This is a genomic window from Pseudomonas arsenicoxydans, assembly GCF_900103875.1.
GTDB classification, from domain to species: domain Bacteria; phylum Pseudomonadota; class Gammaproteobacteria; order Pseudomonadales; family Pseudomonadaceae; genus Aquipseudomonas; species Aquipseudomonas arsenicoxydans.
Map to the genome: position 1 here is coordinate 5,791,072 of NZ_LT629705.1, position 13,621 is coordinate 5,804,692.

A 13,621-nucleotide genomic window follows, 5' to 3' on the forward strand; every position below is an offset into this window, starting at 1 on the left:
GTATCAAGCATCCAGTAGCGCGCGGGCAATGGTTTGGAGTTTACGGGTGAGCGGCCCAACCGGCCAGCTCAGAGCTGCAAAGGCGCACACCGGCCAAACGCCATACACGCTATTGCAGACAAAGACTTCGTCAGCCCATTGCAGCTGATCGAGGCTGATGTCAGTGATTTGGGTGGGGATCCCCAGTGATTTGGCTTGAAACAATAATTCGGCACGCATTACGCCGGCTACGCCGCAGCGTTTCAAATCGGCCGTTATCAACACACCTTCGCGCACCAGGAACAGATTACTGAACACGCCTTCGATCACCCGACCGGACTGATCGAGCATCAATCCTTCAGCGTGATCCGTATCTTGCCATTCAGCGCGGGCAATCACTTGCTCAAGACGGTTCAGGTGTTTGAGTCCTGCAAGCAGCGGCTGCCGGGACAGCCGTGTCGCGCAGGGGAACAGGCGAACCCCCTGCTCGCCATGCCCGGCAGGATAAGCCGCGGGAGGATTGCCTTGCAGAATGCGTCGGGCCTGAGCCGAGGGATCGGGGGCATACCCACGCAGACCGTCACCGCGCGTAAGGATCAGCTTGAGCACGCCTTCACCCAGCGCTTTGGCGTAGGCCAGCAGCTCGCTGCGGATGAGTGCGTGATCGGCAGTGATTGCCAGGCGCGAACAGCCATCGGCCAGACGCGACAGATGCCGGTCCAGCAACAACGGCTGCCCGCCCTTGACTGCGATCGTCTCGAACAGACCATCGCCGTAAGCCAGGCCGCGATCCTTCAGCGACAAAGCGTCAGCCGGCTGACCGTCGACCCAGCTGTCCATCAGTCAGCGAACCGGCGGAACACCAGCGAGCCATTGGTACCGCCAAAACCGAAGGAGTTGGACAGCACCACATCAATGTCCATGTTACGCGCGGTGTGAGGTACGAAATCGAGGTCGCAGCCTTCGTCCGGCTCATCGAGGTTGATGGTCGGTGGCGCCACCTGGCTGTTGATCGCCAGCACGCTGAAGATCGCCTCGACTGCGCCCGCCGCACCCAGCAAGTGACCGGTCATGGACTTGGTCGAACTGACGGCCAGTTTGTAAGCGTGATCGCCAAACACCGACTTGATCGCACACGCTTCAGCAAGGTCGCCGGCCGAAGTCGACGTGCCATGGGCGTTGACGTACTGGACCTGATCGCCATTGATCTTCGCGTCGCGCAAGGCATTGGTGATGCAACGCGCGGCACCGGCGCCATCGGCGGGCGGCGAAGTCATGTGGTAGGCATCGCCACTGGTGCCAAAGCCAATCAGCTCGGCATAGATGGTCGCGCCACGCGCCTTGGCGTGTTCCAGTTCTTCGAGAACCAGCGCACCGGCACCGTCGGACAACACGAAGCCGTCACGGCCCTTGTCCCATGGACGGCTGGCACGGGTTGGCTCGTCGTTGCGGGTCGACAGCGCGCGAGAGGCACCGAAGCCGCCCATGCCCAGACCGCAAGCCGCCATCTCGGCGCCGCCGGCAATCATCACGTCGGCTTCGTCGTACATGATGTTGCGTGCCGCCATGCCGATGCAGTGCGTACCGGTGGTACAGGCTGTGGCGATGGCGTAGTTAGGTCCCTGTGCACCCAGGTGGATGGACAGAAAACCGGAAATCATATTGATGATCGAGCCAGGCACGAAAAACGGAGAAATCCGTCGTGGGCCGGAATCATGCAGCGTGCGGCTGGTTTCTTCGATATTGGTCAGACCGCCAATACCTGAACCCATGGCCACGCCGATGCGCTCACGGTTGGCGTCGGTGACTTCCAGACCGGAGTTGCGTACAGCCTGAAAACCTGCGGCCAGACCGTACTGAATGAACAGGTCGAGCTTGCGAGCTTCCTTGACCGACAGGTATTCCTCGACATTGAAGCCCTTTACCGAGCCGCCAAAACGGGTGGAATAGGCAGAAAGGTCGGTGTGTTCGATCAGACCAATGCCACTACGGCCAGCCAGAATGCCCTGCCAACTGCTCGGCACATCCGTGCCCAGTGGCGACAACATACCCATACCGGTGACTACGACGCGTCTACGCGACACAGCACTCTCCTTTTTCAAATGACGACTTTGCATCAGGCCTAAAGAAAAAACCGCACGCCGTGATGGCAGTGCGGTTTTTCCATGACAGCAAGCAACGATTACAAGCTATTAAGCCTGGTGGTTTGTAACGTAATCGATTGCGGCTTGTACTGTAGTGATCTTCTCAGCTTCTTCGTCAGGGATTTCGGTCTCGAATTCCTCTTCCAGAGCCATCACCAGCTCAACGGTGTCAAGGGAGTCAGCACCCAGGTCTTCAACGAAGGAAGCAGTGTTGACCACTTCTTCTTCTTTAACGCCCAGTTGCTCGGCAACGATTTTCTTGACGCGCTCTTCGATGGTGCTCATACCTTGTTTTCACTCCTAATGGACAAATTCAGGCAGCTGGCCAGTGGGTAAGTGTATAGAAAGACTTTTCAGCATTTCAACTGAAAGCTTCACTCCTCAAACCCGGCGGCCCTCTGCCTATAAATAGATTGCAGCTTTATAACGGATTTTAGACAGCTCGTATGACATTTTTTTGAAGCAATCCGTCACATTTAACTCATGTACATCCCGCCGTTCACCGGGATTGTAGCCCCAGTAACGTAAGCCGCACCGTCGGATGCAAGAAAAGCGACCACAGACGCGATCTCTTGAGCTTGTCCCAGACGACCCAGCGGAATCTGCGTCTGCAAGGCTTCACGCTGCGCCTCAGGCAGTTCACGGGTCATATCGGTGTCGATGAACCCTGGGGCCACCGAGTTTACCGTAATCGAACGCGAACCGACTTCACGCGCCAGTGCACGGCTGAAACCTTCCAGACCGGCCTTGGCGGCTGCGTAGTTTACTTGGCCTGCGTTGCCCATGGCACCCACAACCGAACCAATACTGATAATTCGTCCCCAACGGGCTTTGGTCATACCGCGCAAAACGCCCTTGGACAGGCGGAACAGACTGTTCAGGTTGGTATCGACGACGTCATGCCATTCGTCATCTTTCATGCGCATCATCAGATTATCGCGGGTGATACCGGCATTATTGACCAGGATCGCCGGCGCACCGAACTGCGCAGAAATGCTCGCCAGCACCGCCGCAACGGATTCGTCGCTGGTGACATTGAGTTCCATGCCAGTGCCTTGAATACCATTTTCTTTCAGGGTGGCGGCAATACGCTCGGCACCAGAAGCGGAAGTCGCGGTGCCCACAACGATGGCGCCCTGACGACCCAACTCCAGGGCAATGGCCTGGCCGATACCGCGACTTGCACCGGTGACCAGTGCAACTTTACCTTGCAGACTCATGCAAGCTTCTCCTGATTCAGGCCAGCGCTGCACGGGCGGCAGCGAAAGCGTCTGGGGTATTAAGATTGGATGTCGACACGCCTTCGGCGCAACGTTTGTTCAGGCCAGCCAGCACTTTGCCAGGACCGCATTCGACCAGTTGGGTCGCGCCCTTGGCAGCCAGTGCCTGGACCGATTCGACCCAGCGCACAGGCTTGTAGAGCTGCTCGAGCAGATCGCGCTTGAGGGTTTCCAGATCGGCCGGCACGCTGGCGCTGACGTTCTGTACCACAGGGATCTGCGGCGCCTGCCAGTCAATCGCAGCGATCGACTCGGCGAAGCGTTCGGCTGCCGGACGCATCAACTCGCAATGCGATGGCACGCTCACCGGCAATGGCATGGCGCGCTTGGCGCCACGGGCCTTGCAGCCTTCAATGGCGCGCTCGACAGCTGCCTTGGCGCCAGCGATAACCACTTGGCCAGGGGAGTTGAAGTTCACCGCACTGACCACTTCGCCTTGTGCCGCTTCAGCACAGGCGGCCAGCACATCAGCATCGTCCAGACCGAGGATAGCGGCCATGCCGCCCTGCCCGGCCGGAACGGCTTCCTGCATCAGTTGACCACGGCGCTCAACCAGCTTGACGGCGTCACCCAGACTCAGGCTACCCGCGGCAACCAGTGCGCTGTACTCGCCCAGGCTGTGACCGGCTACGTAAGCCGGACGCGCGCCGCCTTCAGCCAGCCACAGACGCCACAAGGCGATCGAGGCGGTCAGAATGGCCGGTTGGGTTTTATCGGTTTGATTGAGTTGCTCTTCCGGCCCTTGCTGGGTCAGTGCCCACAGGTCGTAACCCAGAGCATCGGAAGCTTCTTTGAATGTTTCGAGGACAATCGGATGTTGCGCGCCCAACTCGGCCAGCATGCCGAGGGACTGCGAACCCTGTCCTGGAAAGACGAATGCGAGGGAAGCAGACATGTAACAAGCCCCTAATGATCTTGTCGTCGGAGAATTGACGTCCCGCCTTGGGGACGCAAGAAACTGACAGTTGGATGGCCAATTGAACTGAGCGGTCACATTTAAGCATTGTCCGACGAAAACGCCTAAAGCAACAAATCCTCCAGACGGCCGTGAATACGCTCCGGCAGGTTTTCCTGGATCTCGATCACCGCACGCTGTATCGCACTTTGAAACCCCTGAACACCAGCAGAACCATGGCTCTTCACGACAATCCCCTGCAACCCGAGGAAACTTGCGCCGTTATGCCGCGCAGGCGCCAGATCGGCTTGCAGGCGCTTCATCAACGGCAGCGCCAGTGCACCAACCATTTTTGACGCCAGGTTTTTCTTGAACAAGGCCTCGATACGCCCGGCGATCATGGTCGCCAGGCCTTCGCTGGACTTGAGCAGGATATTGCCGACAAAGCCGTCACACACCACCACATCCGCCTCACCCCGGTACAAACCATCACCTTCGACAAAGCCGATGTAGTTGATGCCGCGAGCGCTCTGCAACAAAGTCGCGGCCAGCTTGACCTGCTGATTGCCCTTGATGTCTTCGGTGCCGATGTTCAGCAACGCCACACGCGGACGAACGATGCCCAGGGTTTCTGCCGCCACCGAACCCATCACCGCAAACTGCAACAAATGCTCGGCGCTGCAATCGACGTTGGCGCCAAGGTCAAGCAGCTGACAATACCCCTTCTGCGTCGGAATCGCCGCCACCATCGCCGGCCGATCGATGCCTGGCAATGTCTTGAGCACAAACCGCGACAACGCCATCAGCGCGCCGGTATTGCCGGCACTGACACACGCCTGGACCTTGCCGTCACGCAACAACTCGAGCGCCACACGCATCGACGAATCGGGCTTGCCACGCAGTGCCTGGGCAGGCTTTTCGTCCATGGTGATGACTTCGGATGCCGGAGCAATCGACAGGCGCGCGCGATCCACAGCCGATTGGCCGGAGAGCAATTCTTCAAGAAGTGAGGGTTGACCGACGAGGGTCAGGTGCAGCGAGGGCGTAGCAGACAGGCAAGCAAGGCTGGCCTGAACAATGCTGCGGGGACCGAAGTCCCCGCCCATTGCGTCAATCGCGATGACTTGAGCAGACAAGTGATTACTCGTCAGCGCCCTTGTCGATCACTTTACGGCCACGGTATACGCCTTCTGGCGATACGTGGTGACGCAGGTGAATTTCACCGGTGGTTTTTTCTACAGACAGAGTGCTTGCCGTCAGGGCGTCGTGCGAACGACGCATGTCACGGGCAGAGCGGGATTTTTTGTTCTGCTGAACAGCCATAATTGATTAACTCCTAAACGTTTGGGTCACGCTTTAACTGCGCCAATACACTGAACGGGTTGGACCGCGTTACCTCGTCCTCGCTCGGTTCGGGCTCATCGAGACCCGCCGGCTGCTGGCATTCTTCCGGATGATGAGCAGGCACAATGGGCAAGGCGAGCAGAAGCTCCTCCTCGATCAGTGACTGCAGATCCAATGGATCTTCGCCCAGTTCCAGCACGTCATAACCTTTCGGCAACGACTGGGTATTCGCACCCTCCTTCACCACAGCATAACTGCATTCGCTATGGATCGGCAGGGTGACCAGCTCAAGACAACGCTGGCAAACCATTTTGACTTCGGTGTCGATAAAGCTGTGAATTACCACAGATTTACGTTCATCTCGTTCAAAAACGAATTTAGCCTGCACCGTACCGACAGTGTCGGAAAGCGGGTCGCAGAGTCTCTCCAAATCGGCTAGCAGCAATTCACCTTGAAGGGTGGTGCCACGATCAGCCAATTTGCGCGGGTCAACGTGAGGTGGAATCGGGTCATTCAACATAGGCGCAGCATTATAGGGATGCCCCCAGCCATGTCAAAGGAAATTCAGCCCTGTCCGTCACTTGCACGCCTCCGCTAGAATTCGCACCTGCCCTTTGGAGATGCGCATGCTGCCTTTATTACTCGCTTCAAGCTCGGTGTATCGCCGGGAATTGCTGGCCCGCCTGCAGCTGCCATTCACGTGCAGCTCACCGGATATCGACGAAAGCCATCGTCCGGGCGAGCCAGCCATTGATCTGGTCAAGCGCCTCGCCAAAGAGAAGGCGCTGGCGCTGGCCGCCAGCCACCCCGCTCATCTGATTATCGGCTCCGACCAGGTCGCCGTACTTGGCGAGAGGATTATCGGCAAACCCCATACCTTCGAAAAAGCCCGCGAACAACTGCTGGCTTCGAGCGGTGCCAGCGTCACTTTCCTCACCGGCCTGGCACTGCTCAACAGCCAGACCGGCGACTGCCAGGTCGACTGCGTACCCTTTACCGTACACATGCGCACGCTCGACCCGGCACGCATCGAGCGCTACCTGCGCGCCGAACAGCCCTACGACTGCGCTGGCAGCTTCAAGGCTGAAGGTTTAGGGGTCAGCCTGTTTCAAAGCACCGAAGGCCCTGACGCCACCAGCCTGATCGGCCTGCCACTGATTCGCCTGATCGACATGCTGCTGGCCGAAGGTGTGCAGATACCTTAAAGGTCAAAAGATCACAGCCTCGCTGCACTCGACAGCTCCTACATTGGAATGCGTATTCCTGTAGGAGCTGTCGAGTGCAACGAGGCTGCGATCTTTTGGCTTGAAAAAAACCGGAGGATCAGCGCAACGACGGACCGTGAAAACCCATCCACATCGCCAATTGCTCGGCAACGCTGGCTCCGAGTTTTTTCGAGAAGCGATCGAACGGCGATTCCTGAACGGTGAAATCCACCAACTCCTTCTCGCCAATCACATCGCGCGCAACCGAACTGGCATTACCCAGACCATCGATCAAACCCAGCGGCAACGCCTGCTCGCCATTCCAGACCAGACCAGAGAACAGCTCTGGATGCTCCTTGTCCTTGATGCGATCCCCACGCCCTTTCTTGACGCTGTTGATGAACTGCTGGTGAGTCGTATCAAGCACGCCCTGCCAGAACTGGGTTTCTTCGGGTTTCTGCGGCTGGAACGGGTCGAGGAACGATTTGTGCTCGCCCGACGTATAGGTCCGACGCTCAACGCCAAGCTTCTCCATGGTGCCAACGAAACCATACCCGGCCGCCGTCACACCAATGGAACCCACCAGACTCGCCTTATCGGCGTAGATCTGGTCTGCGGCACTGGCGATGTAGTAGGCACCGGACGCGCCCAGGTCTGAAATCACCGCATACACCTTGGTGTCCGGGTGCAGACCGCGCAAACGGACGATTTCGTCATACACATAACCCGACTGCACCGGACTGCCGCCCGGGCTGTTGATGCGCAGGATAATGCCCTTGACCTTTTCGTCCTCGAACGCCGCACGCAAGCTGCCGACGATGTTGTCTGCGCTGGCCGGCTCTTTGTCGGCAATCATGCCGGTCACGTCGATCAATGCCGTGTAGTGGGAACCGCGGGTGGCGCTTTTTTCCATGTCCATCAGCGGCGTGAACAGGACCAGTGCGCCAAACAGGTACACAAAGGTCAGCAATTTGAAGAAAATCCCCCAGCGACGAGACCGGCGCTGCTCCTGCACACTGGCCAGCAAGGTTTTTTCCAGCAGCTTCCAGCTTTTTTCGTCACCGCTCTCTGCGCTCGCCTTGGCGGGCGCTTTCCATTCGTCGGTCATGACATCTACCCCAGCAAAAAACGATTAAGCCCGCTGTCCCAGCCAGGCATGCAATTCTGAAAAATGGTCAATGGCCAGTGCCGGCTCGAACAACTTCAGCGCCTCGATCGATTGCGCGCCATAGCTGACCGCCACCGAATCCATGCCGGCGTTGCGCGCCATCTGCAGATCAAACGAAGAATCGCCGACCATCAACGCCTGCTCGGGGCGGACGTTGCAATGCGCCAGAATCTGCTCGAGCATCAGCGGATGAGGCTTGCTGGCGGTTTCGTCAGCGGCGCGGGTGATATCGAAATAATCTTCCCAACCATGAGACTTGAGCACCCGATCCAGCCCGCGACGCGCCTTGCCCGTTGCCACGGCCAAATGATAACCCTCGGCGCGAAACGCCTCCATCGACTCAACAACCCCCTCGAACAGCGGTGAAGGCACGGCTTCGGAGGCGATGTAATGATCGGCATAGTGCTGACGGAACGCCACGAGTTCGGCATCGCCAATATCGGGATATAAGGTGCGAATGGCCTCGGGCAAGCCCAGGCCGATAATGCCTTTGACGGCAAAATCATCGCGCAACTGAAATCCGGATCGCTCGGAGGCGACATGCATCGCCTCGACAATCCGACCAATGGAGTCAGCGAGCGTGCCGTCCCAATCGAATATCAGCAGCCTGTAATCAGAGGGGTGCACTCAGGCGCTCCACGGTCTTGGCCCACATTTCATCGACAGGCGCCTGCAACTTCAGTTCGCCACCATCGGGCAGCGGCACAGTCAGCATGTAGGCGTGCAGGAACAGGCGTTTGCCGCCCAGGTCGCGAATTTCCTTGCTGAACGCTTCATCGCCATACTTGGTATCGCCCGCGATGCAGTGCCCGGCGTGCAAGGTGTGAACGCGAATCTGGTGAGTCCGGCCGGTGATCGGCCTGGCTTCGACCATGGTGGCAAAGTCGCCGAAGCGACGCAGGACCTTGAATACGGTCACAGACTCCTTGCCCTCCTCCTCGTCGACCTCGACCATGCGCTCGCCCGAGCGCAGGTTGCTCTTGCCGAGCGACGCGCGGACCTGCTTGATCGATGTCGCCCAGTTACCGCGAACCAGCGCCATGTAGCGCTTGTCGACACCGTCGCCGCGCAAGGCAGTGTGCAAGTGGCGCAACATGCTGCGCTTCTTGGCAATCATCAACAGGCCGGAGGTATCACGGTCGAGACGGTGAACCAGTTCGAGCTCCTTGCAATCGGGACGCAACTGACGAAAGGCTTCGATCACCCCGTAAGTCAGGCCGCTGCCACCGTGAACAGCGATGCCGGCAGGCTTGTTGATCACGATCAGCGCCTTGTCCTCGAAGACAATCGACGCTTCGAGGCGCTGCAGCAGGCCTTGGGCCAGCGGTACAGGCTCGTCGCGCTCAGGCACGCGAACCGGCGGCACGCGCACGATATCGCCCGCCTGCAGCTTGTATTCGGGCTTGATCCGACCTTTGTTCACCCGCACTTCGCCTTTGCGCAAAATGCGGTAAATCAAAGTCTTGGGCACGCCTTTGAGCCGAGCGAGAAGGAAGTTATCAATACGTTGGCCGGCATATTCCGGCGAGACCTCCAGCAGTTGTACGGCTGGGGTCGAAGGGGCAGTAGTCGTCATGTCGCGGATGATAACAATTTTTTATGGAATTGAAGCACTTAATCATTGCTGCTATAGTCGCGAACGCCGCCAAAAGCGGCCTGGACAGCGGACTAACGGTCAAAAACCGGCCCTGACCAACGCAATTCACCAGGACGCGAGGCCGTCCTACGGGGCTTTCGCTACGTAACGGTGGAGTTTGCAGCTGTAACAAGCGCAGGTGACATGAGGCCTGAATCAAGCCACAAAGCAGAGTTTTCACTCGCTTTGCGAGCCAATATTCACGGCCAGTTCACAAAGTGCAGTCAGCGACGAACGACCTCGAGCGAAGGCTTCGGAAACACCGCCTAAATTAGCCATGATGCGTGACCTCCCCCTTCGGAGCTCACGGTAAATGCCAACCCGCTGCGGATTCTGCGCGCGGCAGCACCCGAATTATCAGGGATACGTGTAGGGTGGAGATGCACAACCGCTGGACTGTGTAGCAATAGGCTTTATCAAGACGCTTCATCTCGTCCACAGCCGCTGGTTGATTCCTCCTCCTGACTGAGTGCTTAAGTAGCCACAGCAAGCAGGACGCGTACGTCGCGATAACGGCCCAATTGGCCAGACATCGCTGGACACGGGAATGGCCAACCACTCCCGACGCACCTGACACCGACCATGAGAAGTCGTGTGTGCCGAACGCCGTTTCCGGCAGCCCGGAAACCGACGGTACTACATGAAAAGAATGCTGATTAACGCAACTCAACCCGAAGAGTTGCGTGTTGCACTGGTAGATGGCCAACGCCTCTACGACCTGGACATCGAATCCGGTGCACGCGAGCAGAAGAAGGCCAACATCTATAAAGGCCGGATTACTCGCATCGAACCAAGCCTTGAGGCTGCCTTTGTCGATTTCGGCTCTGAGCGCCACGGCTTCCTGCCCCTCAAAGAAATCTCCCGCGAATACTTCAAGAAAGCCCCTGAAGGCCGCGTCAACATCAAGGACGTCCTGAGCGAAGGCCAGGAAGTCATCGTTCAGGTCGAAAAAGAAGAACGTGGCAACAAGGGCGCCGCCCTGACCACTTTCATCAGCCTGGCCGGTCGTTACCTGGTGCTGATGCCGAACAACCCACGTGCCGGCGGTATCTCCCGTCGCATCGAAGGTGAAGAGCGCAACGAGCTGCGCGAAGCCCTGAATGGCCTGGTTGCCCCGGCCGACATGGGTCTGATCGTACGCACTGCCGGCCTTGGCCGCAGCAGCGAAGAAATGCAGTGGGACCTCGATTACCTGCTGCAACTGTGGACCGCCATCAAAGAAGCCTCGCTGGATCGCTCCGCGCCGTTCCTGATCTATCAGGAAAGCAACGTGATCATCCGCGCCATCCGCGATTACCTGCGCCAGGACATCGGCGAAGTGCTGATCGACAGCGTTGAAGCCCAGGACGAAGCCCTGACCTTCATCCGTCAGGTGATGCCGCAGTACGCCAGCAAGATCAAGCTGTACGAAGACAGCGTTCCGCTGTTCAACCGTTTCCAGATCGAAAGCCAGATCGAGACCGCTTTCCAGCGCGTCGTCGAACTGCCTTCCGGTGGTTCCATCGTTATCGATCCGACCGAAGCCCTGGTGTCCATCGACATCAACTCGGCGCGCGCCACCAAAGGCAGCGACATCGAAGAAACCGCCCTGCAGACCAACCTTGAAGCCGCCGAAGAAATCGCCCGTCAGTTGCGCTTGCGCGACATCGGCGGCCTGATCGTCATCGACTTCATCGACATGACCCCTGCCAAGAACCAGCGTGCCGTGGAAGAGAAAGTCCGCGAATGCCTGGAAGCCGACCGCGCTCGCGTGCAAGTCGGTCGCATCTCGCGCTTCGGCCTGCTGGAAATGTCCCGTCAGCGCCTGCGTCCATCGCTTGGCGAGAGCAGCGGCATCGTCTGCCCGCGTTGCAACGGCACCGGCATCATCCGTGACGTTGAATCGCTGTCGCTGGCGATCCTGCGTCTGATCGAAGAAGAAGCCCTGAAAGACCGTACCGCCGAAGTTCGCGCCCAAGTGCCGATCCCGGTGGCTGCGTTCCTGCTCAACGAAAAACGCAACTCGATCACCAAGATCGAACTGCGCACCCGTGCTCGCATCGTCATTCTGCCGAACGATCACCTCGAAACGCCGCACTTCGAAGTTCAGCGTCTGCGCGATGACAGCCCGGAAGCCGCAGTCGGCCAGTCCAGCTACGAAATCGCTGCTGCCGCTGCCGAAGTCGAAGAAGTCCAGCCAGCCGCCGCGACCCGCACCCTGGTTCGCCAGGAAGCCGCGGTCAAGACCGCTCCGGCCCGCGCCAACGCTCCGGTTCCGACCGAAGTCGTCGCTGCCGCACCAGTCGCTGCACCGGCCGTCGCGCCAGAGCCAAGCCTGTTCAAGGGTCTGGTGAAGTCGCTGGTCAGCCTGTTCGCGACCAAGGAAGAGCCTGTCGCTCCGGTTGTGGTTGAAAAACCAGCAACCACCGAGCGTCCGGCCCGCAACGAAGAGCGTCGCAACGGTCGTCAGCAGAGCCGCAACCGTAATGGTCGCCGCGATGAAGAACGCAAGCCTCGTGAAGAACGTGCACCACGCGAAGAGCGCGCACCACGTGAGCCACGTGAAGCTCGTGAAGAAACGCCTGTTGTTGCTCGCGAAGAACGCGCGCCTCGTGAAGAACGCGCACCACGCGCCCCTCGCGAAGAACGTGCCCCGCGCGCTCCACGCGAAGATCGCAAGCCACGCGGCGACCGCGAAGAGCGTCCGGTTCGTGAACTGCGCGAGCCGCTGGATGCCACTCCAGTTACCGCTGCCGCTGTCGCGACTGCTGCCGTTACCACTGAAGAGCGTCCAGCTCGCCAGCCACGTGAAGAACGCGCTCCACGCCCACCGCGTGAAGAACGTCAGCCACGTGCCGAGCAAGCTGCTGCTGCCGTCGCCGAAGAAGAATTGGTGACCAACGAAGAGCAACTGCAGGAAGACGGTCAGGAAGGCGCCGAAGGCGATCGTCCACGCCGCCGCTCCCGTGGTCAGCGTCGTCGCAGCAACCGTCGCGAGCGTCAGCGTGATGCCAACGGCAACGTGATCGAAGGTTCGGAAGAATCCGAGTCTGGCGAAGGCAACGAAGCTGCCGACCGCAACGAAGCGCCAAGCACTTCCGATCTGGCCGCCGGCCTGGCTGTTACCGCAGCCGTTGCCAGCACCGTGATCAGCGCGCCGGCTGAAGCACAAGCCCACGAGCAAGCCGAACGCGCTACTGCCGTTACTTTGGAAACAGCTCCGGTTGAAGCTCCAGTGGTTGAAGCAACGACTCCGGTCGAAGCCACCGCCGCACCGGAAATCGAAGTAGCTCCAGTTCGCGAAGAAGCACAGCCTGTGGTTGAAGCTGCACCTGTCGCCGAACCAGTGTCTGCCGCCGAGCCAGCTGTCGAAACCTCCAGCGAAACCGTAACCGAAGCTGTCCGTGAAGTTCGCGAAGAACAAACCGCGTTCAACTGGGTTGCCGAGCCGGTAACTGTCGAAGCTCCAGCACCTGTTGTGCAAGCCCCGGTGGCTGAAGCGATAGTCTCCGAGCCAGTGGTTGCTGCCGCCGAGCCTGCTCCGGTCGTGGAAGCGCCGGTTGTGGCTGAAGTGGCTGCACCGCAAGTCGAAGCTGCCCCTGTCAGCGCCCTGACGCCGAGCGGCCGTGCGCCTAACGACCCGCGTGAAGTGCGTCGTCGCAAGCGTGAAGAAGAGCGCCTGAAGAAAGAAGCCGAACTGGCTGCCGCTGCTGCTCCAGCTGAAGTGGCTCCGGCTCCGGTTTCCGAGCCTGCACCGGTTGCAGCTGAAGTGGTCGACTCGGCACCTGTTGCCGAGTCGGTCATCGAAGAAGCACCGCGCTCCGTACAGGAAGCGGTAGAGCAACACCAACAAGCCCTGGAAAAAGAACACGAGCCTAAACCACTCGTCTGATTCCATCGGCCACTAAAAAGCCCCGCCTGGTAATCCAGGCGGGGCTTTTTTTATTCCCGTTGTAAATAACCGCGCTCCCACAGGGGATTTGTGCTGAAG

The 13,621-nt window shown here is 59.1% G+C and carries 13 protein-coding genes; 2 read left to right on the plus strand and 11 right to left on the minus strand.

The genetic code is table 11. From position 1 onward, the window contains the following. Positions 1-3: 3 nt before the first annotated feature. From pabC to BLQ41_RS27120, 8 genes are all read right to left on the minus strand, one after another. Positions 4-819: an aminodeoxychorismate lyase gene (pabC, locus tag BLQ41_RS27085; protein WP_090186762.1), complete on the minus strand. Its 816-nt coding sequence runs from the start codon at positions 817-819 to the stop codon at positions 4-6. Then, positions 819-2,063: a beta-ketoacyl-ACP synthase II gene (fabF, locus tag BLQ41_RS27090; RefSeq protein WP_033056953.1), complete on the minus strand. Its 1,245-nt coding sequence runs from the start codon at positions 2,061-2,063 to the stop codon at positions 819-821. Before fabF ends, pabC begins: the two co-directional genes overlap by 1 nt. A gap of 108 nt (positions 2,064-2,171) precedes the next feature. Beyond that, positions 2,172-2,408 carry an acyl carrier protein gene (gene acpP / locus BLQ41_RS27095; RefSeq protein ID WP_003442511.1) on the minus strand — a complete coding sequence of 79 codons (237 nt, stop codon included), beginning with the start codon at positions 2,406-2,408 and terminating at the stop codon, positions 2,172-2,174. 191 nt (positions 2,409-2,599) lie between these two features. Further along, complete coding sequence (fabG, locus tag BLQ41_RS27100; protein ID WP_090186765.1) at positions 2,600-3,343, minus strand: 3-oxoacyl-ACP reductase FabG; 744 nt, start codon at positions 3,341-3,343, stop codon at positions 2,600-2,602. 16 nt (positions 3,344-3,359) lie between these two features. Continuing rightward, positions 3,360-4,298, minus strand: coding sequence for an ACP S-malonyltransferase (gene fabD / locus BLQ41_RS27105; protein ID WP_090186768.1), 939 nt, complete (start codon positions 4,296-4,298; stop codon positions 3,360-3,362). 125 nt (positions 4,299-4,423) lie between these two features. After that, positions 4,424-5,434, minus strand: a complete 1,011-nt coding sequence (gene plsX / locus BLQ41_RS27110; RefSeq protein ID WP_090186770.1) for a phosphate acyltransferase PlsX — start codon at positions 5,432-5,434, stop codon at positions 4,424-4,426. A 4-nt stretch (positions 5,435-5,438) separates the two neighbouring features. Next, entirely contained in the window at positions 5,439-5,621 is a 183-nt protein-coding gene (gene rpmF / locus BLQ41_RS27115) for a 50S ribosomal protein L32 (protein WP_008152339.1), read from the minus strand. Positions 5,622-5,634: 13 nt separating this feature from the next. Next, on the minus strand, positions 5,635-6,162 hold the full coding sequence (locus BLQ41_RS27120) for a YceD family protein (protein WP_004371317.1): 528 nt from the start codon (positions 6,160-6,162) through the stop codon (positions 5,635-5,637). Between the two features lie 106 nt (positions 6,163-6,268). Here BLQ41_RS27120 and BLQ41_RS27125 point away from each other — a divergent pair, with 106 nt between their 5' ends. After that, a complete protein-coding gene (locus BLQ41_RS27125) occupies positions 6,269-6,847 on the plus strand; it encodes a Maf family protein (protein ID WP_090186773.1) in 579 nt (192 codons plus the stop codon). Positions 6,848-6,965: 118 nt separating this feature from the next. On the opposite strand, the gene BLQ41_RS27130 is transcribed toward BLQ41_RS27125, so the two are convergent. The 3 genes from BLQ41_RS27130 to rluC are packed head-to-tail and all read right to left on the minus strand — an operon-like array spanning position 6,966 to position 9,591. After that, on the minus strand, positions 6,966-7,955 hold the full coding sequence (locus BLQ41_RS27130) for a S49 family peptidase (RefSeq protein ID WP_090186776.1): 990 nt from the start codon (positions 7,953-7,955) through the stop codon (positions 6,966-6,968). A 24-nt stretch (positions 7,956-7,979) separates the two neighbouring features. Next, positions 7,980-8,642, minus strand: coding sequence for an HAD-IA family hydrolase (locus BLQ41_RS27135; RefSeq protein ID WP_090186778.1), 663 nt, complete (start codon positions 8,640-8,642; stop codon positions 7,980-7,982). Continuing rightward, positions 8,629-9,591: a 23S rRNA pseudouridine(955/2504/2580) synthase RluC gene (gene rluC / locus BLQ41_RS27140; RefSeq protein WP_090186781.1), complete on the minus strand. Its 963-nt coding sequence runs from the start codon at positions 9,589-9,591 to the stop codon at positions 8,629-8,631. The genes BLQ41_RS27135 and rluC overlap by 14 nt, the downstream gene beginning before the upstream one ends. 700 nt (positions 9,592-10,291) lie before the next feature. On the opposite strand from rluC, the gene rne reads away from it, so the two are divergent. Further along, positions 10,292-13,522 carry a ribonuclease E gene (rne, locus tag BLQ41_RS27145; protein ID WP_090186783.1) on the plus strand — a complete coding sequence of 1,077 codons (3,231 nt, stop codon included), beginning with the start codon at positions 10,292-10,294 and terminating at the stop codon, positions 13,520-13,522. Positions 13,523-13,621 lie beyond the last annotated feature (99 nt).

What these genes read in the sequence shown, in the direction of transcription:
- rpmF (WP_008152339.1), bottom strand. Translation starts at nt 5,621, where the DNA reads ATGGCTGTTCAGCAGAACAAAAAATCCCGCTCTGCCCGTGACATGCGT.
- BLQ41_RS27130 (WP_090186776.1), bottom strand. Translation starts at nt 7,955, where the DNA reads ATGACCGACGAATGGAAAGCGCCCGCCAAGGCGAGCGCAGAGAGCGGT.
- BLQ41_RS27125 (WP_090186773.1), top strand. Translation starts at nt 6,269, where the DNA reads ATGCTGCCTTTATTACTCGCTTCAAGCTCGGTGTATCGCCGGGAATTG.
- acpP (WP_003442511.1), bottom strand. Translation starts at nt 2,408, where the DNA reads ATGAGCACCATCGAAGAGCGCGTCAAGAAAATCGTTGCCGAGCAACTG.
- fabG (WP_090186765.1), bottom strand. Translation starts at nt 3,343, where the DNA reads ATGAGTCTGCAAGGTAAAGTTGCACTGGTCACCGGTGCAAGTCGCGGT.
- rluC (WP_090186781.1), bottom strand. Translation starts at nt 9,591, where the DNA reads ATGACGACTACTGCCCCTTCGACCCCAGCCGTACAACTGCTGGAGGTC.
- fabD (WP_090186768.1), bottom strand. Translation starts at nt 4,298, where the DNA reads ATGTCTGCTTCCCTCGCATTCGTCTTTCCAGGACAGGGTTCGCAGTCC.
- rne (WP_090186783.1), top strand. Translation starts at nt 10,292, where the DNA reads ATGAAAAGAATGCTGATTAACGCAACTCAACCCGAAGAGTTGCGTGTT.
- pabC (WP_090186762.1), bottom strand. Translation starts at nt 819, where the DNA reads ATGGACAGCTGGGTCGACGGTCAGCCGGCTGACGCTTTGTCGCTGAAG.
- BLQ41_RS27120 (WP_004371317.1), bottom strand. Translation starts at nt 6,162, where the DNA reads ATGTTGAATGACCCGATTCCACCTCACGTTGACCCGCGCAAATTGGCT.